The 20882-nt window shown below is 27.3% G+C and carries 20 protein-coding genes; 6 read left to right on the forward strand and 14 right to left on the reverse strand.

All coding sequences use genetic code 11. The features are described from left to right. Window positions 1–17 precede the first annotated feature (17 nt). Window positions 18–1043 carry a UDP-N-acetylglucosamine--N-acetylmuramyl-(pentapeptide) pyrophosphoryl-undecaprenol N-acetylglucosamine transferase gene (locus ATR_RS03035; protein WP_115428016.1) on the reverse strand — a complete coding sequence of 342 codons (1026 nt, stop codon included), beginning with the start codon at window positions 1041–1043 and terminating at the stop codon, window positions 18–20. Further along, the gene (locus tag ATR_RS03040) at window positions 1040–2308 is read right to left on the reverse strand and encodes an FtsW/RodA/SpoVE family cell cycle protein (protein ID WP_115428017.1); all 1269 of its coding nucleotides are present in this window, start codon (window positions 2306–2308) and stop codon (window positions 1040–1042) included. The genes ATR_RS03035 and ATR_RS03040 overlap by 4 nt, the downstream gene beginning before the upstream one ends. A gap of 42 nt (window positions 2309–2350) precedes the next feature. Between ATR_RS03040 and ATR_RS03045 the strand changes: the two genes are divergently transcribed. Together ATR_RS03045 and ATR_RS03050 are read left to right on the forward strand one after the other, a co-directional pair. Then, entirely contained in the window at window positions 2351–4204 is a 1854-nt protein-coding gene (locus tag ATR_RS03045) for a peptidoglycan D,D-transpeptidase FtsI family protein (RefSeq protein ID WP_115428018.1), read from the forward strand. A gap of 14 nt (window positions 4205–4218) precedes the next feature. Further along, window positions 4219–4731, forward strand: coding sequence for a peptidylprolyl isomerase (locus tag ATR_RS03050; protein ID WP_115428019.1), 513 nt, complete (start codon window positions 4219–4221; stop codon window positions 4729–4731). A gap of 32 nt (window positions 4732–4763) precedes the next feature. Here the strand turns inward: ATR_RS03050 and ATR_RS03055 are convergent, their stop codons facing one another. The 6 genes from ATR_RS03055 to ATR_RS03080 all read right to left on the reverse strand — a co-directional run bounded on the left by ATR_RS03055 (window position 4764) and on the right by ATR_RS03080 (window position 12046). Beyond that, window positions 4764–5879, reverse strand: coding sequence for a cytochrome-c peroxidase (locus ATR_RS03055; protein ID WP_115428020.1), 1116 nt, complete (start codon window positions 5877–5879; stop codon window positions 4764–4766). Next, complete coding sequence (locus ATR_RS03060) at window positions 5824–6780, reverse strand: sterol desaturase family protein (RefSeq protein ID WP_115428021.1); 957 nt, start codon at window positions 6778–6780, stop codon at window positions 5824–5826. The genes ATR_RS03055 and ATR_RS03060 overlap by 56 nt, the downstream gene beginning before the upstream one ends. 3 nt (window positions 6781–6783) lie before the next feature. After that, entirely contained in the window at window positions 6784–7725 is a 942-nt protein-coding gene (locus ATR_RS03065) for an imelysin family protein (RefSeq protein ID WP_115428022.1), read from the reverse strand. Continuing rightward, complete coding sequence (locus tag ATR_RS03070; protein WP_228254247.1) at window positions 7725–9095, reverse strand: di-heme oxidoredictase family protein; 1371 nt, start codon at window positions 9093–9095, stop codon at window positions 7725–7727. The genes ATR_RS03065 and ATR_RS03070 overlap by 1 nt, the downstream gene beginning before the upstream one ends. Next, window positions 9096–10445, reverse strand: coding sequence for an imelysin family protein (locus tag ATR_RS03075; RefSeq protein WP_115428023.1), 1350 nt, complete (start codon window positions 10443–10445; stop codon window positions 9096–9098). 86 nt (window positions 10446–10531) lie between these two features. Next, window positions 10532–12046 (reverse strand): hypothetical protein, encoded by a 1515-nt coding sequence (locus ATR_RS03080; protein WP_115428024.1) that lies wholly within the window; start codon window positions 12044–12046, stop codon window positions 10532–10534. Between the two features lie 130 nt (window positions 12047–12176). Between ATR_RS03080 and ATR_RS03085 the strand changes: the two genes are divergently transcribed. Then, entirely contained in the window at window positions 12177–12491 is a 315-nt protein-coding gene (locus ATR_RS03085; RefSeq protein ID WP_066156262.1) for a F0F1 ATP synthase subunit C, read from the forward strand. Window positions 12492–12553: 62 nt separating this feature from the next. Here the strand turns inward: ATR_RS03085 and ATR_RS03090 are convergent, their stop codons facing one another. From ATR_RS03090 to ATR_RS03105, 4 genes are read right to left on the reverse strand one after another with little or no spacing between them, the layout of a single operon-like run. Next, window positions 12554–13525 carry an ABC transporter substrate-binding protein gene (locus ATR_RS03090; RefSeq protein WP_115428025.1) on the reverse strand — a complete coding sequence of 324 codons (972 nt, stop codon included), beginning with the start codon at window positions 13523–13525 and terminating at the stop codon, window positions 12554–12556. Between the two features lie 19 nt (window positions 13526–13544). Beyond that, window positions 13545–14777 (reverse strand): NnrS family protein, encoded by a 1233-nt coding sequence (locus ATR_RS03095; RefSeq protein ID WP_115428026.1) that lies wholly within the window; start codon window positions 14775–14777, stop codon window positions 13545–13547. After that, window positions 14774–15514, reverse strand: coding sequence for an ABC transporter ATP-binding protein (locus tag ATR_RS03100; protein ID WP_115428027.1), 741 nt, complete (start codon window positions 15512–15514; stop codon window positions 14774–14776). The genes ATR_RS03095 and ATR_RS03100 overlap by 4 nt, the downstream gene beginning before the upstream one ends. Beyond that, window positions 15502–16284: an ABC transporter permease gene (locus tag ATR_RS03105; RefSeq protein WP_115428028.1), complete on the reverse strand. Its 783-nt coding sequence runs from the start codon at window positions 16282–16284 to the stop codon at window positions 15502–15504. The genes ATR_RS03100 and ATR_RS03105 overlap by 13 nt, the downstream gene beginning before the upstream one ends. A gap of 160 nt (window positions 16285–16444) precedes the next feature. Between ATR_RS03105 and ATR_RS03110 the strand changes: the two genes are divergently transcribed. Both ATR_RS03110 and hemH read left to right on the forward strand, forming a co-directional pair. Continuing rightward, window positions 16445–17029 (forward strand): ATP-binding cassette domain-containing protein, encoded by a 585-nt coding sequence (locus ATR_RS03110; protein ID WP_371273120.1) that lies wholly within the window; start codon window positions 16445–16447, stop codon window positions 17027–17029. Beyond that, window positions 17019–17963, forward strand: a complete 945-nt coding sequence (gene hemH, locus ATR_RS03115) for a ferrochelatase (RefSeq protein WP_115428030.1) — start codon at window positions 17019–17021, stop codon at window positions 17961–17963. The genes ATR_RS03110 and hemH overlap by 11 nt, the downstream gene beginning before the upstream one ends. A 46-nt stretch (window positions 17964–18009) precedes the next feature. Here the strand turns inward: hemH and ATR_RS03120 are convergent, their stop codons facing one another. Beyond that, window positions 18010–18471, reverse strand: coding sequence for a hypothetical protein (locus tag ATR_RS03120; RefSeq protein ID WP_115428031.1), 462 nt, complete (start codon window positions 18469–18471; stop codon window positions 18010–18012). 250 nt (window positions 18472–18721) lie between these two features. Here ATR_RS03120 and ATR_RS03125 point away from each other — a divergent pair, with 250 nt between their 5' ends. Further along, entirely contained in the window at window positions 18722–19549 is an 828-nt protein-coding gene (locus ATR_RS03125) for a Wzz/FepE/Etk N-terminal domain-containing protein (protein WP_115428032.1), read from the forward strand. Here the strand turns inward: ATR_RS03125 and ATR_RS03130 are convergent. Beyond that, window positions 19510–20868, reverse strand: a complete 1359-nt coding sequence (locus tag ATR_RS03130) for an IS4 family transposase (protein WP_115428033.1) — start codon at window positions 20866–20868, stop codon at window positions 19510–19512. The two genes, ATR_RS03125 and ATR_RS03130, sit on opposite strands and share 40 nt — an antisense overlap. Window positions 20869–20882: the final 14 nt, after the last annotated feature.

The following is a 20882-nucleotide window of genomic DNA, read 5'->3' on the forward strand; positions in this document are numbered from 1 at the left end:
TTAAATTTTTAATTAGATTAATCTTTCAAAATATCATCTACTATTTGTTTAGCCCCATTTGGTTTAATAAACTCTTTAAGTCCAATACTAATAGCTTCCAAATTTGGCTCTTTTAAAATATCAAAAAATAGTTCAATATCTAAATCATCTTCATTTTGTAAATAACATAAATCTTTATCAAAAAGGGCTTTTGCATTATAGTATTGGTGATTTTGTGCTGCATATTTAAAAGGTATAAAAAATGTAGGCAAACAATTTGCACAAAGTTCAAAAAGTGTTGAAGCACCAGAACGGCTTACACAAAAATCTGCCTCTTTCATTTTTTCCAAAATATCTTTTGAAAAATCAAAAACATCTGCATTTATGCCTAGTTTAAGATACTCATTTTTAACTCTTAAAAAGTCATTTTTACCAGTTTGATGAACTATTTTTATCCCCATTTCATTTAGTTTTGGAGCAACTTTTAAAGCAAAATTATTTATAGCTAAAGCTCCTTGAGAACCACCAAAAAATGCTATAGTTTTTAACTCACTTCTTACTCTTTGCTTATTAAAGAACTTAACATCAACTGGATAATCTTTTATTGGTGAAAAGTCATGAAAAGATGAGTATGCTTTTTTTGTATATTTTAGAGTTTTAGCATTTAAAGCACCAATTTTGGAGTTTTGTTCATGTAGAAATAGCTCACAATCTTTTTTAAATATTGAGGCAAAAGAAGCACTAGCAGCACTAAAACCACCCACACTTATTACTTTTTTTATATTATATTTTTTTAAAATTTTTAAACAAAAAAGGGCTTTATAAAAGATATTTAAAAGAGAAAAAATCTTTGCAAAACCTTTTTTATTTACAACACCGCTTGTATTTAAAAAATACTTCTCTTTTAATCTATCATCATTTTCAAACCAAAATCTATCTTGACCATATGTTGAGCCAATATATATTACTTCAAACCCTCTATTTTTTAACTCATCTATAAAAACATCAGCAATTTTTAAATGCCCACCAGTGCCACCACCAGTTATTACAACTATTTTACTCATCTAATAACTATTCTTTTTGGGTTTGGTTTTACAACACTTTTTTGTGGCTCATACTTTTTAATAGTTCTACTAATAGAAAGAACTAAACCTATGGCAAAGGAGCTTGTAATCAAAGATGAACCTCCATAAGATAAAAATGGTACAGCAATACCCTTTATAGGGATAATTCCTGAAATTCCAGCACCATTTATTAAAAAGGCAACAATAATCATAAGAGCAATACCAGTTGTAAAAAGGTGAAAAATTTTACTATCAACTTTTCTACTAATTGCAAATATTCTTAAAATAATTAGCATTAAAATTGTAGTTATAAGAAATGTTCCAAACCAACCAATCTCTTCTGTTATACCAGCCAAAACAAAGTCGGTATGAACTTCACTTAAAAAGCCAACCTTTAAATCGCCAAAAGAGATACCTTGCCCAAAAAAGCCACCATTATGTATAGCATTTAAAGAGTGAGATACTTGATATGGTTCGGGTAAGTTTTTTATTCTTAAATATTGTTCAAAAGTTCCAGGAAGAACTGACAAAATACCATCTTGAACCATAGACCACCAAGAGTGAATTCTATTTATTCTATGTGGAGCTGCTGCTATTAAAATTATCATACCAAGAATTGCCATAAAAATTAGAGCAAAGATTATTTTTAATGATCTATTTGCAAAGATAATCAAAGTAAGCATAATCAAAGTAAGTAGTGCAACTTGTCCTAAATCTTTTTGTAAAACAGCAATTAAAAAAACAATAAAAATAAAGACCAAAAAGTATGGAGAAAGTAGTAATAGATCTCCAAAAAGTCCTTTTTTAGGTTGATGAATAACCTTTCTGAAAAAAGACCAAGATAGAAAATAGATAAAACCTATTTTAAATATTTCAACAGGAGACAAAGAGATACCAGGAAGTCTAATCCATCTATTCGCACCACCAGAAGCAGTAACTAAAGAAGCTGGTAAAAAAGGCATAATAATCATTAAAAAAAGTCCAACTCCAAATAGAAACATACCTGTTTTGTGCATTATTTTATTTGGGTTTAACCTTGCCATCCACCACATTAAGAATATGCAAAATATTCCAACTAATCCTTGTCTTAAAATATAGTGAAATTGTCCATATCCTAAAAACTCAACAGTGTAAATAGTAAGTGAATATGAAAAAACGATACTAATGATAATTAGCATAGAGACTAATATAAATAAAAAATAGTCTGGTTCTCTTAGGTTTTCACCTGTAGTTAATAATTTAATCTTATTTTTGATATAATCCATGCCTTATTATATAATATTATGGATAAAGATGTCTTCAAAAAAATGCAAATAGATTATAAACTTTTAGAAATTAGACAAAAAACAAAAAAAATTCTAGTTCTACTTTTGTTACTTTTTTTTGGAATTTTTATTGTACTTTTTTCTATATATAGAACTGTTCAAGAGAAGAGAACACTTCCTACTTTAACAGGTGAAAAGAGTGAATTAGCAGTTAGAGGAAATATAATTAGTGAAGATGGCTTTAATTTAGTTAGTTCTAAAAAAATATATAAAGCTTCGATTGATACAAGATATTTAAATCCTGATAAAAAAGAGCTTTTTATGATACTTTTCTCTATTTATAGTGGAATAGATTATAAAACTTTGAGTGAAAAATTTAAAGAAGTAGATAAAAATCCTGGACTTTTGGTACTTTCATATAATATAGATTCAAGGGCTGCAAAGAATTTAAGAGAGCTAGATATAAAACTAAATCAACTAAATGTTTTTATTCCACGAAAAGGTGGGAGTTTAAGTTTAATTAGAAGATTAGAAGTTAGTGAAAGTGGTGAAAAAAGAACATTTTCCTATGATGATACTTTAACTCCTGTTTTAGGTTATATAAAAAAGATAGAATCAGATAGTGGAAAAACAAGAGTTGAAGGGGTAAAAGGTCTTGAGAGGTCATATAATCAAAAACTAAATGATGTAAAAGATGGAATATTAAAAGGGTATAGAGATGTAATATCTTATATATATTTTGATAAGAATTCTATAATGGAGCATAGAATAGATGGATATAGTTTAAATCTAAATATCCCTTTAAAGCTTCAAAAAAACAATGAAACGACACTAGATAATCATAAAATTAGAACAAAAGCTGATGAGATCTTACTTACAATTATGGAGAGTAGAACTGGAAAAATAATCTCTATGGCTAGTTCAAATAGATTTAATCCTGAAAATATAAAACAAAGTGATATTCCATATTTAAATGTAAATGCTATAGAGTACCAGTTTGAACCAGGTTCAGTTGTAAAACCTTTATCTATCTCTTTAGCATTAGATAAAGGTGTTGTAAGAAAAAATGAGTATTTTTCAGCATATAACCAATCAAATGTAAAAGGTGCTTATCCTTTTGGAAAATTTACAATAAAAGATGACCACGCTTTTCCAAAAGGAAACCTCTCTATAGATGATATTGTAATATTTTCATCAAATATAGGAACTCTTCAAATTGCTCAAAGATTGACAGGTCCTGAGTTTTATGAGGGTATGAAAAAGTTTGGTTTTACAAGAAAAACAGGAATAGATTTACCTTATGAAAAAAGGGGTGTTATGCCAAAACTTTGGCAGTTTTCTGTTGGAGATAAACAAAAAAGACCAAATATTTATAAAGCAACAGTATCTTTTGGTCAAGGTATGACTTCAACTTTTATTCAACTAATAAAAGCATATAGTGTATTTAATAATGATGGAGCTATGGTTACTCCTCAAATAGTCTCTTATTTAAGTAGAAATAGTACAAAATATCAATCTCCATTTTTCCACGAACCAGAGCAGGTTATTTCAAAAGAGACAGCAGCTGAGATGAAAAGGATGCTTATAAAAACTGTTCAAGAAGGAACAGGAAGAAGTGCTAAAATAGAAGGACTTGAAATTGGTGGAAAAACAGGAACAGCACAAATTGCAGGTGGAAGTGGATATTTAAAGAAATATATCTCATCTTTTGTTGGTTTTGTAAATGATGAGAAAGGGAATTCATATACTATTGGAGTTACAGTAATAAACCCAAATCCAATAAGACCGCACTATTACGCTGCACAATCAGCAGTTCCAGTTTTTAAAGAGATTATTCAAAATCTTATAAAACTGAACTACTTATCCCCAAAAGAGGATATAACTTTAGAAAATTAAAAAAAAGGATATTTATGAGTACAAATAGATTTGGACAAGAGTTAAAAGAGTATAACTATACAAAAGAGGAACTTGCAAAATTTAATTATGCAAAAATCAGCACAAAAAATGGAGAGGTTTTAATAAAACTTTTCAACCAAGAGACACCAAATACAGTTGCAAACTTTGTAACTTTGGCAAATGATGGATTTTATGATGGATTAAACTTTCATAGAGTAATTGCTGGATTTATGGCTCAAGGTGGATGTCCAGAGAGATCAGGTATGGGTGGTCCAGATTGGGCTATAAAGTGTGAAGTAGATGCTTCTAAACAAAAGCATAAAAGAGGAAGCTTATCAATGGCACATGCAGGACGAGATACAGGTGGAAGCCAATTTTTTATCTGTTTTGTTCCATGCCCTCATTTAGATGGTAACCATACTGTTTTTGGAGAGATTGAAGAAACACAAGAAGATAGTTTTAAAGCTTTAGATGCTATAAAACAAGGTGATGAGATAATCAAAATTGAGATTTTAGAAACTATATAATATAAAAAGGTGAGTTTTTAAACTCACTTTTTTTAATCTTTGATTAGATGTTCATATCTTTTATCTGTTAAAAGTTTCATAAAAGCTACTAAAGCGTCAATTTTTCTATCACTTTGAGCATTTGCTTTTAACTCTTTTAGAGAAATAGTATCTTTAAACTCAGGTTCATCCCAAGGTTCGTTTGTCTCTGGATTAATATTATTTTCTTTATTGTTATATTTATCATAAAATAAAACTACCGTTTTTAAATCTTTAAATACACCATTGTGCATATATGGAGATGTAACTGCGACATTTCTTAGAGTAGGGGTTTTATATTTTCCTAAATTTTCATCTTTATTTTTAATATTTGGGTTTGCTGCTAATCCTAAATCTTTCTCTTTTATACCATTTTTTGCTCTTAATTGATTATTTATAGGAACTCCAATATTATGAAACTCATAGTTTGTAAAAGTTTCACCCTCTTTATCTTCACCTTTTAAAACATGACAAGTAGCACAAGAGTTATTATTGTTTGAGAAGAATATTGACATTCCTAAATCTTCAAGTGGAGTTAAATCATACTCACCTTTTAAATATCTATCATATTTTGAATCAAATGTTGAAAATTCATCTGTTTTCTCAAAACTAGCAATTACTTGACTTAAAGCCTCAAATGCTTTTTTGTCATTATCAAAAATATCTTTTCCAAACAAAGCTTTAAAGCTCTCTATATAAAAACTATTCTCTTTTAATCTTGCTACAACTTGGCTTTCATCTTTTAATCCCATCTCAATTGGATTTAATGGTGGACCACCAGCTTGTTCTTCTAAAGTGTTAGCTCTTCCATCCCAAAACTGACCACCTTTATATAATTTTTTCTTCTCATCATAATGAAATTTTGGAGAAAATTTTGCATAAGAAGCAGTTGGAGCTTGTCTATCACCTAAAGATTTTAAATCATCTCCTAAAGACGCCATTTTTGAGATACCATTATCTCTATCATCAATAAAACCAACTTGTGGATTATGACAAGTTGCACAGCTTTGAGTTCTATTTTGTGATAAATTGATATCAAAAAATAGTATTTTCCCCAAATCTTCTTTTGAAATACTATTTGCTAGTAAGTTTGTTCCTAAAAATATTGTTATTAAAACTAATTTTTTCATAAACTCTTCCTTTCTTTAATAAATTAATAAATGGTCTTAGATATAAATCTTTTATACTTTTATACTCACTCATTTGGTTTTTTCTTAGTCCAAATTTAAGTATTTTTACATCTTTTGATAAAGCTAAAGTCCCAAAAACTCTATCCCAAATAGCTATATATCCACCATAGTTTTTATTAAAATGTTTTTTATCATGATGGATTTGATGCTGTTTTGGAGATAAGAGCCATTTTTCTATAACTGAGAAATATGAGAATGGAACATGAGAGTGTCTTAAATTTGAGCCAAAAATTGAAGAGATAAATACTAAAGCATTTACTCCAAAAATCATATAGATATTTATTTTTGCTCCAAACAAATAGATAAAAACTCCTGTTATAAAACCAACACTTAAGGCGTATCTTAAGGCAAATAAAAAGTTTTCTACAAAATGAACTCTATAAAAGGTAATAGGAGTTAATACTTTTGCACTATGATGAACTTTGTGAAATTCCCATAAAATAGGAATAGTGTGTAGAAATCTATGAAGCCAATATCTTGTGAAATCACTAAAAATAAAAATAGCTAAGGTATAAAAAATAGTAATTTGAAGATAAGAGAAAGATAAATTCTCAAAAAAACCAAAATTCTCATATAAAAACTTATTTGTAAAAAGTGCTACACTCTTTGCACTTAATACCAAAGGAATAAGTAAAAATATATTTACTAAATTTGCTAAAAAAAAGTAGATATAATCTAATTTTGCACTAGGATGAAGCCAAAGTTTACTAGAAAGAATTACTTTTGGGCTTTTTTTTGTAAAATAAAAAAAGAGTATAGCTAAAATAAAACTTGATATTAAATATAACCAATATACTCTTTTAGAAGGGTTACTTAGAAAATCTAGTGCAAAATAGTCCAAATTTTAATCTCCATCTGCATCTAAGATTTCAGGTTTAAGGCCTAATTTTTCAATGATTGTAATATAGTATAAATCATGAATTTCTGAAACTAAATCAAAAAGTTTTTTTGCATTTGTAAAATCATCTTTAGGAAGAGAGTTTAACTCTTTTTTTGCTTCATCTATTTTAGAAACTACTGCTTCTAAGTCGTTTGTAGCCTTTTTCTCTTTTGCTAAATTAAGAAGGTTTATATAGTTCTCATTTGAAATCATCTCTTTTTGAGCATCTAAAATTGCATTTATTGAAGCAAAAGAGTTTTGGCTTAAAAAGTATTCTGCTCTACTATTTTTAAAATCATTTTTATATTTTGCAGATAATCCAGAAGGGTTTCCAACTCTCCACTCTTTTAATCTATATGAAGATGCAACCAATGCATTTAATAGCTTTGCATTGTCATCTTCTTTTACTACTGGGTTTTTTAAATAGTTTTCATAAACAGCTTTAACCTCTTCAAGATTTTTTATAATTGAACTTAAAATCTCTTTTGAGATCTCCTTTTTTCTATCATTTAAATCATTACTAGAGAAAATCACATATTCTAAAGCATTTATAGTTTTAAATGAGTTTTTAAATAGAGCCTTTTTAATATCTGAATCTCCATCTACAACTCTTTTCATTTGAGAGTTTAAATCCTCTTTTAGATTGTTAAAAACATCAATATATCGAGGTGTATCTAAATAATCACTATTTATTTCACCAGCAAGATAGTTTGTCTCAACTCTTTTCCAATCTTTTAAAAACTTTGTAAAGTTTTCACTATTAATCTCTTTTTGAAGATTTTTTGCACTCTCTATAGCACTTTTTGTATCTTTTAGTGCTATATTCTTTATAACACTTTGAAAAATTGTCTCATTTGCAAAAACAGATGAAAACAAAAATAAAAACATTAAAAATATTTTTTTCATTATAACTCCTCTAAAAATTTAATTAGTTTTTCTCTTTTGGCTTTTTCCAAGCTCATATAAGCTTCACGACTTTGTGTAGCTTCTCCTCCATGCCATAAAATAGCCTCTTCAAAATTTTTAGCTCTTCCATCGTGAAGAAGCCTAGCTCTGTTCTTAGTTATTTTTTCATGTAGAGTTAAACCCCAAAGAGGAGCAGTTCGCCACTCTTTCTCATTTGCACTAAACTCAACTCTTCCATCTGATAAATCTTCACCCATATCATGAAGTAAAAAATCAGAAAATGGAGAAATTTCAAAACCTAATTTTGTCTTAAAACTACTTATATGGCACTTTGAACAGCTAAGTTCTTCAAAAATAGAAAACCCATCTTTATACTCTTTTGTATTTTTATTTGCACTATATGTTTTTAAATTTTTTAAATAGTAAGTTATTGCTTCTAGTCTATCATCTGGAAGATCTATTTTATCTTTTGCTTTTGGAGCTTCTAAACACTCTTTTTGGAAACTTGTGCATTTTTTGTTTGGTTCAATTGCTGTTGTAAGTCCTATATCATTTGATGCAGCAAAAGCAACTTGCTCTTTTAGTTTTGCAACACTAGCTTTCCAAGTATATTTTCCAAGCTCATATTTTTCTGAAATAGGGGAATATACAAAGTTTGCTTTCCCTTTTATGCCATCATTATTTGTATCATTAATATCTTGATTTTTTAAAATCTCTTCATTCTCTATTAAATCTATCAAAGCCATACCATTTAAAGATTGAGCTATTCTATATGAAACTACACTATTTTTATGAAGTTTTCCATAATTTAGATTTTCTAAACTATATTTTGGTTTTTGTAAAATTATAGTTTCACCATCTGGGAATTTAACTTCAATATCTTCAAAATCTATTTTAATATTTCCTTCAAAAGGAACTCCAAAATTTCCATTTATAGCCAACTGTTCCCCATAAACTGGTTCTGGAATAAATCCCTTTTTCTTTAAAATCTCTTTGTTTTCAAAGCTATTATCTGAGTTTATAGATAATCTTGCAATTAAAGCTCTTGAAGTTAAATTTTCTTTAGTAAAAAGCTCTCCACGCCCATTGTTTGGATGACATGAAATACAACTATTTGCATTAAAAAGTGGTCCTAAACCATCTCGTGCTGTTGTAACACTAGGAGCTTTTACCCATGGAATATTGAAAAAACTTCTTCCTAATATAAAAATATCAGTTTGATTATTGCTTAAGCCATCAATAGGTTTTAAAAGAAGTTTGCTATTTTTCTCATTTGATATATAGGTACTTTCAAGATTAGATGCAAAAAGCCCTGTGCAAAATATTGCAGCAAGGCTTTTAAAAAGTATAATCTTTTTAATAAATTTCATTTATAGCTTTGTCTCTTCTGGGTCTGTAACATCATCAGTTGTTAGTTTAATATTATTTGATTTTGCAACAGTTATCATCTCATCACCTAATTTTCTCAGTTCATTTTTTAGTTTTACTAAAACTTTTGATTGAGGATGTTCTGGTCTTATTTGATAATCAAAGTGAGCTTCAGTTTTTGCAATTTTATCTACACTCTCTATTTTTTCTTCAATATCAATCATAAGTTTTAAAATTCTATCTTTATCCTCTTTTTTTAAGCTATCAAGTAAAGATTCTCCATATTTTTTACCATTGTATGTAGAAGTTAAAATATTTTTAAAACCTTCATAGTTTTTTACTAAATCTCTATGAGTATTATCCGAGAAGCAAGAGTGTTCGTCCTCTTCACTAGGAGTTAAAACAGCAACAGCAACTCTTTCATTTGCTAATTCAGATTTTATAAATACTCCCATTCCAGCAATAATTTGTTGCATAGCCTCTTTTTTTGTAATATTTCTATTTTTATTTTTACCTTTTATTTTTCCTAAAAGAGCAGCTCTATAAAGTCCAGTATCACCTTTAATCTCTTTTTGCCAAGCACTTGTTACAATAGCTAAATCTTCAACTAATTTTTGTGTTACAATACTTAAATACTCTAATCTTCTTTTTGCATCTTTATCTGTAGTGAAGTCTGAAAGTGGTCTTAAACCAGCAACCATTGCACCATTTGTAATTTTATCTTCTAAGAAGTTATTATAATCTTGATCTTGTCCCCAAAGTAAAAATTCAATAGCATGATAACCAGTTGAAACATTTGCTTCTCCACCATTTTCATTTAAATCAGTTAATGCTTGAACTGTAATTTTTGTAACATCAACTTCTTTCCCTTCTTCTCCACCTGGATTAAACTTTCCAATAGTGTCAATAATATTTCCAGATGTTCTTTTCCCATCTGCATCAATAGTATAATCTATCATATTTTCATCAAGTGGCCAAGCATTAATTTGCCCCTCTAAAGCACCATAAGTTTCTAATACCCAACCATCACCAGCATCAATTGGACCACTTGCAAGTCTAAAAATCTCTGTGCTTCCATAAGACTCTCTTGATTGTAACCAAGCATTTTTTGCATTAGTAAGATTTTCTTCTGTTGGATTTAGAACAAATTTATCAATAGCAATTTTTAACTTTTTTGCATCATTTAATGTATCTGTATAGTTATCAAGTGCTATATTTGCATAGCTTTCAAGAAAGGGTAAGTTTTTTGAAATAGTAGAGCTTGTTTCATTTTTTTGTGTAACTGCACCTGAACTAATAGCTAAGGTAGCGGCAAATGATAAAGAAACTAAAAGTTTATTTGTAAATCTCATTTTAAAATCCTTGTTATATAAAATTTTTAAAATTAAATCAAAAAAAAACTTCAAGTTTACTTAAAATGATAATAATTATCAAGATATTAAAAAAGAGATTTTATTCCTTTTAAAAGCTCCTTTTTATCACTATTTTCTTCTTTATTTAGGTATTTATCCAATTTTTTTTCTAAAATATTTTTTAATAATTCTTCCACATTTACTACTATAATAGGTTTATTTAAATCATCTTCAAGTTTTACAGAAAACCTATTTTTATTTAGATTTATATCGAGCTTTGTATCAATAATATTTTTTTCTAAATCTATGAAAGCCTCTTTTGATTTAATATCACTTTTTTTAGAGTTTAAATTTAAATTAGAGTATATTTTTTTATTATCAATGTTACTTGCTACATTTCCTGTTTCAAATATCTCCTTGCTTAAATCTATTTTTGTAAGCTCCTCAACTTTTTGTATAAAACTATTTTTTACAAAGTTCCCATTTTTAATATCAAGATTTAGCTTACCGATTTTTGAAATAAGATTATAATTTAAATCTAAAGATAAGTTTGAGTTGAAAAATTCATCTTTGTTTAAAAGATGTAAAAGTTTCAAAGAGTTTGCATTGTTTACCTTTAAATCCAAATTATTATCCAAAAGTGCAAAGTTTGCAGTACCACCAGCAATATTTGAATTCCCATCCACTTTTAGAGTTTTTTGATTTTTATCTATATTTCCTACTACTTTTAGATTTCCATTTAGTGCGATATTTATAAACTCTTCAATCTGTCTTAAATTTAAAATATCCAAAATATAGTTTGAGTTTATCTCTTTTGTTGTTAAATTAATAATTAAATTATTCATCTCCAAGTTTGCTAAACTAGAAGCTACTTTTATATCACTTGAAATCTTTGTATCTTCTAGTTTATTTGAGCTATTTATATTGTATGATATAGTCTGTTTTATAGGAAAGTTAAACTCTTTTTCAACTACTTTATTGTTTATTTTTCCACTATTAATATTAGCCAAAATGTCACCATTAAAAGAGTTATCACTATTTTTTAAGATTTGTGCCTTTAAATTTAGCTTTCCAGAACTATATATAGGCTCATTTATAAGAGCAAAAATCTCATCTATGTTTGCATCTTTTACATCAAGATTTAAACTATTTAAATTGGACTTATTTAAATTTATCTCATATCTTGAAGAGCTATTTGCTAGGTTTGTTATTCCTATTATTGTACTTATCCCATCTTTTGTAAGAAAATCACCATTTGCAATTAAAGAACCTTTTAACTCTCTTTGTGCAAGATTATTAAAAATTGATAAATCATTTATATCTATTTTATAAGTAAACTCTCCTTTTAAGTCAAGTATAGAGTTTATCTTACCAATAATCTTTATTTTAGAACTCTCATTTATATTTGCAACTAGATTTACATCATTTGGACTTATAAGAAAAGTATCAAATTTTAGTTTGAAATCATTTTGTTTGTTGTTAAAACTATTTTCAATATAGTTTGCAATAGCTTTATTCCCAATATTTGTAAATAAAAGCATATAAAATAGTCCCAAAATAAATAGAACTAAAAAGAGTAGAAAAAAGAGAAATTTTTTCATAAATCACTTCCAAAATATTAAATTCCTTTATCTTACTTTTAGTTTACTTAAAATATAATCACAGCCATCAAAGTTCTTTGTAGGGATACGCAAGCCGAACAGACTTTGAAATATTTTTAAGGATTTTAAAATGAAAAAAATCGTTCTTTTAGTACTAGCTTTCGCTGGTTTTGCATTTGCTGCAGATGCTGCAGTTGCAAATGAGACTTTAAAAGCATACTCTGTAGTTGCTGCTGGAATTGGTCTTGGACTTGCTGCTCTTGGTGGAGCTATTGGTATGGGTAATACTGCTGCTGCTACAATTGCTGGAACTGCAAGAAACCCAGGTCTAGGTGGAAAACTTATGACTACAATGTTTATTGCTCTAGCTATGATTGAGGCTCAAGTTATTTATGCACTTGTAATTGCTATGATTGCATTATATGCAAATCCATTTTTAGGGTAAGCTTTTAAATCTAACCAGATTTAATAAAACAAAAAAAGGCTCAAGTTTATCTTGAGCCTTTTTTATTTGTAGTAAAAACCGCTATTTGGCAGTTTCCCACCAATTATTTTTTTATCATTTTCAAGAAGAACTTCAAAGAAAAACTCTAAATCATTTTTACTATTTTGTGCAGTTATATTTTTTAAAATTACATGTTCTATAGAATCAACTAAACCACTCTCTTCTAGCATAGGAATAGTTTTTATTACCATTTTAGTAGCCTCTTCTTTATTGTTTTTGTACCAAGTTATAGCTTTTTCATATTCAGTTAAAAACTTCTCAATAAGCTCTTTATTTGCTTTAGTTTTTCCTACAACTGCAATTCCAGCTTGAGGTATTTCACTTTTTACTTTAAATAATCTTCCCCACTCATCTTGTAAATTTACACTTCTATAAATATCAGGAGCGATTAATTTTACAGGGAAAGAGCCTGTTTTTCTTAATGCTATAGATGTAGCTGGTTCAGCTAAAAGTACATTGTCTGCTCTTCTTAAGATTAACATCTGCATAGCATCTATTGGAGTTGCTACATATTTTATTTTAAAATCTTTTTTTATATCAAGATTTGCCTTTTTTATTAAAGCTTGAAGTACAATATCTGGCATATCTGCACGAAATGGTACAATTATCTCTTTGTTTTTAAAATCTTCTATAGTTTTTAAATCTTTATCACGGCTAAGAAGACCTAAAATTCCCCATGTCGCTACATTTATTAGTTGTAAATCTACATCTTTATTATATAAATTTGCAGCTACATTTGTAGGAAGTGCTATAAAATCAACCTTTTTTTTTAAAATTAATGCCCTTAGCTCATCTGGATTATTCCATAGTTTAAACTCTATTTTTAAGCCTAAATCTTTTAAAGCATCATTATGTTGCATATAAATTAGTGGGTGAGAAATAGTTGCTATTGGACCAGCAACTACAATCATTTTTTCATCTTTTGCAAATAAAAAGCTAGAGAGTAGCACTAAAAGTAGTATTGTATTTTTCATTTTTTATCCTTATTTAAATTTATCCCTTTATTCCATCTTCTCTTTTATCTAATAAAAATGGGAAAAATATCTTCATATATATAATAAATGGAATAGCCCAAATAATTGAAGATAAGATATATAATTCCATGCTATACTCTAAGAAATAGGGAATAAAAGCTCTCATAAATGTTGCAAGAATTATTAATATTAATCCCAAAGTCAAAGCCAAATTTGTAAAAATCTCTCTTCCTGTATGAATTGTTGAAACAATTATAAGAATTACATAAAAAACAAGTCCAAAACTTCCAGTTGTAATAAAATGTCTAAAGTGATTTGTAAGATGTAACTCAAGTAAATAGTTAAATCCTAAAAAGAAAAATCCAATAGAAGTAAGCACAATAATGCTTACAATATATAACACAAAAGGTCTATTTAAAATAAAATTATCTTTTAGTTTAAAATCATTTAGAACTCCTAAAATAGCAGAACCTACTGCAAAACAGATATATGCTAAAGTAGAATTTTCTGGGAAAAAGAACTCTACAAAACCATATAAAAGCAGACAAAATATTACAAGATTGTATCTAAATGATTTTGCTAAAAAAGTTTCATCTATTTTTTCTTGCTCTAAAAGTTCATTTATAGACTCCATACTAACTCTTCTTAAAGCAAGTAATATTAAAACTAAGATTAAAGATATTGAAAGAAGTAGGATTTTAAATGAGTCTATTTCTATAATATTAGCAACACTAAGAAAAAATAGTATTTGAATAATTACAATAGAGACCATAGAGTATGCCAAAGATACATGTTTTTTATTTCTATCTTTAAAAGATGGAATGGCTGCTAAATATCCAATATAAGCTGTAAGGCTAATGTTGATAATAGCAGTAAAATAGATAGTTAAATAATCCATAAACCAAAAACTAACTCTTCCTAAAACCCACCAAATAACAATAACTGCAAGATGTCTTCCAATTATTGGAACAACTCCTGGAAAAAGCTCAGGCAAACCTGTAAGAAAAAAAGCCACAATCATGGCAGTTCCAACTCCAAAAACCATCTCATAAATATGCCAGTTTAGAGTGTTTTCTATAGGAAGATTAATATATCCAGCAAATACAAAAGCCCATAAAATAATACTTAAAACAATATATGGAGCTAAAAGTAAAAATATTGGTCTAAAACCATAGGCTAAATATATTGGGAAATCACCTTTTGGATAATAAGCATAGTGATTTGTTGCATACTGTTTCTCAAACTCTATCATTTTAACTCCAATTCAAAACTCTCTATAATATCTCTATCTTGTAATATTTCAGCTGTTTTACTATATACAAACTCATCATCTCTTTGTTTTTTTGGTAAATCTATACTGAATATTTTTTTAATATGCCCTACTGGTTCAGCTTTTAAAACTATTATCTCATCACTTAGTTTTATAGCTTCCATCAAATCGTGAGTTATAAAAAGTACACTTAAGTTTTTATCTTCAATCTCATCTATTAGGTGTTTTTGTAACTCTTTTTTAAGACCAATATCTAAAGCAGAAAATGGCTCATCCAAAAATAGTAAACTAGGATTTACAACTAAAGCTCTAGCAAAAGAGACTCTTTGCTTCATTCCTCCACTTAAATCTTTGGGAAACTTTTCTAAATCATACTCTTCTAAACCAAATAGAAGTGCAATCTCTTTTGCTTTTTTTATAGCAATATCATTTTTCTCTTTTTTTGCTCTTAATCCTAAAGCAATATTATCTATAACATTTTTCCATGGAAGAAGCCTTGGCTCTTGAAAAGCAAAAGAGCTAGAGTTAAAACTATTTTTTATCTCTCCCTCATCATATTTTAAAAGTTTTGAGCAAAGATGAAGAAGTGTAGTTTTCCCTCCACCACTAGGTCCAACTATAGATATTACTTTTCCCTTTTCAAGTGTAAAGCTAATATCTTTTAAAATCTCTTTAAAACCAAAAGAGAAACTAAGATTTTTTACTACTAATCTCTCCATGCTTCAAGCTCCTTTTTAATTGGTTCTAAAACTACATATTCAATTATTAGTAAACTAGCAATCATAATTGTAACTATTGCTAAAGCTGTTGATGTTTCAAGCTGACTTCTAGCAACCGCAAGAGCAGCTCCTAAACCATCACTAGTTGCCAAGAGTTCAGCCATAATAACTATTTTCCATGACATTCCAAGAGCTGAAATATAAGCAGGAAAAATATATGAAAAAATATGAGGAAGATATAAATCAAAAAGTTTCATTGAAAATGGAAGATGAAAACTATCTGCCATCTCTTTTAAATCTCCTTCTAAGGTTCTAGTTCCTTGTAAAGCTCCCACAAAAACTATAGGGAAAGAGGCTATAAATACTGTAAAAATTACAGTAGTATCTCCCATACCAAACCAAATCATAGCTAATACTATCCAAGCAATTGGAGGCATTCCAAATAAAATTGTAACTATTGGACGACTCATAATTGAAGCTGTTATAAATAGTCCAGCAAATAGTCCCAAAATTGAACCAACTAATATAGCTAAACCAAAACCAATCATAGCTCTATTTAGTGTTATCATAATCTCACTTTGCATAGTTTCATCTTTTAATAATTCAAATAGTGCCACAAAAGTCTCATTTGGACTAGGTAAGATTAGGTTTCCATATATTTGATTTCCAAAATCCCATAAAGCAAGGAAAAGAAATATTGAAGCAATAGATCCCCAACCACTCCAAAGATAGCTAGGAAAATCTTTTAAAATTTTTATAAAAAAGTTCATTTAAATATCCACTGTTTAGATTTTTCATTTTATTAAATTTGATACTAATTATCATTGAGGTAAGTCAAGAAATTATTTATCTTGTTAAATATATTTTTTACATAAAAAAAGCTTACAACTAGTATAATAATTTCTAAATATTAAAAATTTGAGGTTTAATTTGGTATTAGAGATAAAAAGTTTGACATTTGGATATAGAAAAAATAGTTTGATATTTGAAAACTTTGATTTAGAGCTTAAAAAAGGTGAATTAAAAACAATTTTTGGAAAAAGTGGAAGCGGAAAAACTACACTTTTTGAGCTTATTTTGGGAAACTTAAAACCACTAAAAGGAGAGATTAAAAAAAGTAAAACAGCCATGATTTTTCAAGATCCATTCTCTTCATTTCACCCAACATATACTATATATGAACAGATAAAAGATGTATTAAAACAAGATTTTAAAGCCAAACTAGATACTATTTTGCCAAAATTAAGCCTCGATATAGAACTTCTTTATAAAAAACCGTATGAATTAAGTGGTGGACAACTTCAAAGATGTTCTATTTTAAGGGCTATTTTACTAAAACCAGATTTACTTCTAATTGATGAACCAACATCTGCACTAGATAATATAATTGCTTATGAGACTATGAAACTGATAGTTAGTTTGCTTGAAAATTGTGCAATTTTGCTAGTAACTCACGATATAGATATGGCTTCTTGGTGTAGTAATGAGATAATAAGGTTGGAAAATGGAAAATAAGAAAAAAGCTTTGATACTTCTAAATATGGGTGGAGCTAGAGACAAAAACGAGTTAAAAATGTTTTTAACTAATATGTTTAATGATGAAAATATTTTGACTATAAAAAGCTCATTTTTAAGAAAAATTATAGCTTTTATGATTACAAAAAAAAGATTAGATGATGCTTGGAAAAACTATGAACTAATAGGTAACTGCTCTCCTATAAACCCTTTGAGTGAAAAATTAGTAGAAAAGTGTAACCAAAAAATAGATGAGTATAAAACCTATCAAGTTATGAGATACACTCCACCTTTTGCAAAAGATGTTATAGATTTGATTTTAAAAGATAAAATAGAGGAGATTGTACTTCTTCCTTTGTATCCACAATACTCTACAACTACCACAAAATCTTCTGTGGAAGATTTTATAGATTTTTTACCATATAGTTTTGGAAGTAATATTAGATATATTGAAAACTTTTATAAAAATGACAAGTTTAATGAGTGTATTGTAAGTGAAATAGAGAAGAATATAATGAATGAAGATGATTTTAATCTAATATTTTCAGCTCACGGATTACCCCAAAAGATAGTAACAAATGGTGACCCGTATGAAAAACAGATGAAAGAACATATTGAGATTTTAACTAAAAAATTAGAAGAAAAAAATATAAATTTTAAATCAATAAATCTAGCATATCAATCAAAAGTAGGTCCGATGAAGTGGCTTGAACCATCACTTGAAGAGATGTTGAAAAATTTTAAAGAGCAAAAAGTTATTATCTATCCACTTTCTTTTATTGTTGATAACTCTGAAACAGTCTTTGAACTTGATATTGAGTATAGACATATTGCTCTTAATTTGGGAATAAAAGAGTACAAAGTTTGTCCTTGTGTAAATGATAGTGATGAGTTTGTTGAAGCAATTACTAATATAATCGAACAAAGAGACTGATCTTAATATTTATATAGGATAGGAATGGTTAGTGGTAAAAACTAGACTATTTTATAAACTTTAAGGTAAAATCTTTGTAGTTTTTTAAAGTATTTTCCAAATTTTCCAAAAATATCTCGGGGGCATATACTAATAAATCATTTATATTGTTAAATCTATCTTTTTCAATAGTTATTTTTTGATTTTCTTCTGGACATATTTTTGATTTTATTAACTCTTTCTCTTCATTTGAAATATCTTTTAATAGGTGCTTTAAAAATATTTTTCTAGCTCTTTGGCTATCATCAAATAAGAACTGTTCAGGTATCTCTAAAACTTCTGCTATATACGGGATTAGTTCTATTTTCAATGCAATATCTCCACTCAAATAGCCATAAATCGCTTTAACTGTTGGAATTTCTCCAGTACTTTTTAATTTTGGTTCTAGTTCTATTAGTTTTAAAGCAAAATTTTTTTTATTTAGATTTTTTTCTTTTAATAGTATATTTATTTTTTCATATATTTCCATTTTTCTACCTTTTTGGAAATTTTATAGATTAATAATTCATAAAATAGGAAATTTTTTATATTTAGTTCTTTATAAGATAGAATATTCTATACTATTGGAAATTTAAACTAGAAAACATAAAGAAATTCTAGATAACAAAAAAATAGGGAATTATATGTACAAAAAACAGAAACTTTATTTTTATGCTTCATTTGTAACTTTTATAATATTTATATCATCTTTTTATATCTTATTTACGGTTGTTAAATAGATGCAAGGAAATAGATATTTAGAAGAAGATGAGATAGATTTAAGAGAGTTATTTAAAATTATTTGGGAAAAAAAAGTTTTTATTATTGTATTTACTTTTATTATTACAGTTATAGCAGCGATTTATGCATATAGCAAAACACCAATTTATGAAGTAAAATCTATTGTTAGAATTGGTTATATTGGAGAACAACTTCTTGAGAATAGCAATATTATTGAGCGAAAGTTAAAAGTAATATTCAATGTTGATAATCCTCAAGATTTTGATGAGGGCTTGGTTACTAAAATTTCAGCTATTAAAAATGTTCAGAATTTTTTAGAACTTACAACAGAAGCAATATCAAATGAAGAAGCACTTAAAAAAAATAAAGAAGTTCTTGAATTTTTACAAAATGAATATAAATACAAAATTGATGAATTTATTTTAAAAACTAATATTAATATAAAAAATATTGAAGATAAAATTAAATATGCTTTAGAAGTTGAAAAAAGTAATTTAGAAAAAGATATATCAAAAATAAAAAACCAGCAAATACCAAGAATAGATAAAGAAATAGATTTGCTAAAAAATGTTGAGTTAAAATCAATTAACAAAAAAATAGAGTTTAATCAACAAAAATTAAAAGAGTATCAAAATGATGCAAATAAAATTTCAAATCAAACATCAAGTGATAACAGTCAAAATATGCTTATGGCTATTCAGCTTTTAAATACTCAGAATTTAATATTAAATATTCAAAATACTGTTGAAAATTTAATAAAAGAAAAAGAGAATTTAATTAACTTAACTCAACTTTCGCACATAAAACCTAACTGTTTTTTAGTGTAAACTCTGAGCATATGGATGATTTGCTCTAAATCTTTATTTCTCTTGACAATTTCTTGGGATTCTATTATTTGTTCTAAGATTTTTAGAAATAGTTCCATTGAAATTGCTAGAGTTTCAAGTTGACATTCTAAATCTCTAAAAAGATTACCTAAGGTTTTGGGTTCATTATTTATGCGATTTATATAACTTGTGAGATTATAAGCTAAAAATGAAAGTGTAATACGAGCTATTAAAGCTTCAAAGATACGATTTTCTTCTTTACCAAATTGAAAGTATTCTCTTAAATCTTTATATCCTTGTTCAATATTCCATCGTTTTTTATATGTATTGATTATTTCAATATCAGATAAATTTGTATTTGTTGATATTATTGGAATTAGATTATCTTTGGTTTTAATAAATACAATTTTTAATCTACCAAGTGTTTTATGTGTAGTTGTAGTTGAAACATAATTGTATTTTATAGAGTTATAGTTTCCAAGTCTTGAAGCTTTATTTTGTTTTGCATAATTGTAAAGTGTTTCAAGTGTTTTAAATTTACCTGTAAATTGCCAGATTTTAGGATTGTTTGCAATTCTTGTAATTACATCAAGACCATTTTCTTTTACTTCATTTATAAAATTTGGTTTAGCATACCAGCTATCAACAAGAAGATAATCTGAATATATTCCAGATTTTAAAACACGTTTCAACATATCAAGAGCTAAAATATTTTTACCATCATTACCTTCAACTCTTCTTTTATAAGCATTGCTTTTATGATGAAAACTATTTTCATCAACATTTACAATTTGATTTTTATTATAATTTATAGAAAAATCCAACATCATATCCGTATAACAATCGCTATAATTAAGTGATACAATATTCAAACCTTTTACAGTTCTATGTTCTTTATTGCTCCAAAGGTTTTTACAACTACCTTCTATAAATTTACCTCTTTTAATTTCAACAGTATCATCTATAATCAATACTTTTGTATCAGTAGTTTTTTGAAGTTTATGCAATTTGCTAATAAGTTTTATAGATGTCAGTAATAGTAATTTTCTCCAATTGTACTTACTACTTTTTAGTAATCTGTAGTAAACATCTTTTTTATAACTATCATTGCTATATTTCATAAATGTAGATATTTTTTTATTGATAATAAACATATATAAAAAATGTAAAATTATCATATATGGAGATTTGCCAATATCTTTTTTTATGAAATTGCTTTGTTTTAGAATAGAACTAAAATTTATATCTCTTAAAATAGAAAGAATAGGATTTTTTAATACATTGTTCATAGCAGTTTGGATAAAATTGTCAATACCCATAAAAATACCTTTTA

The organism is Aliarcobacter trophiarum LMG 25534, assembly GCF_003355515.1.
GTDB lineage: Bacteria > Campylobacterota > Campylobacteria > Campylobacterales > Arcobacteraceae > Aliarcobacter > Aliarcobacter trophiarum.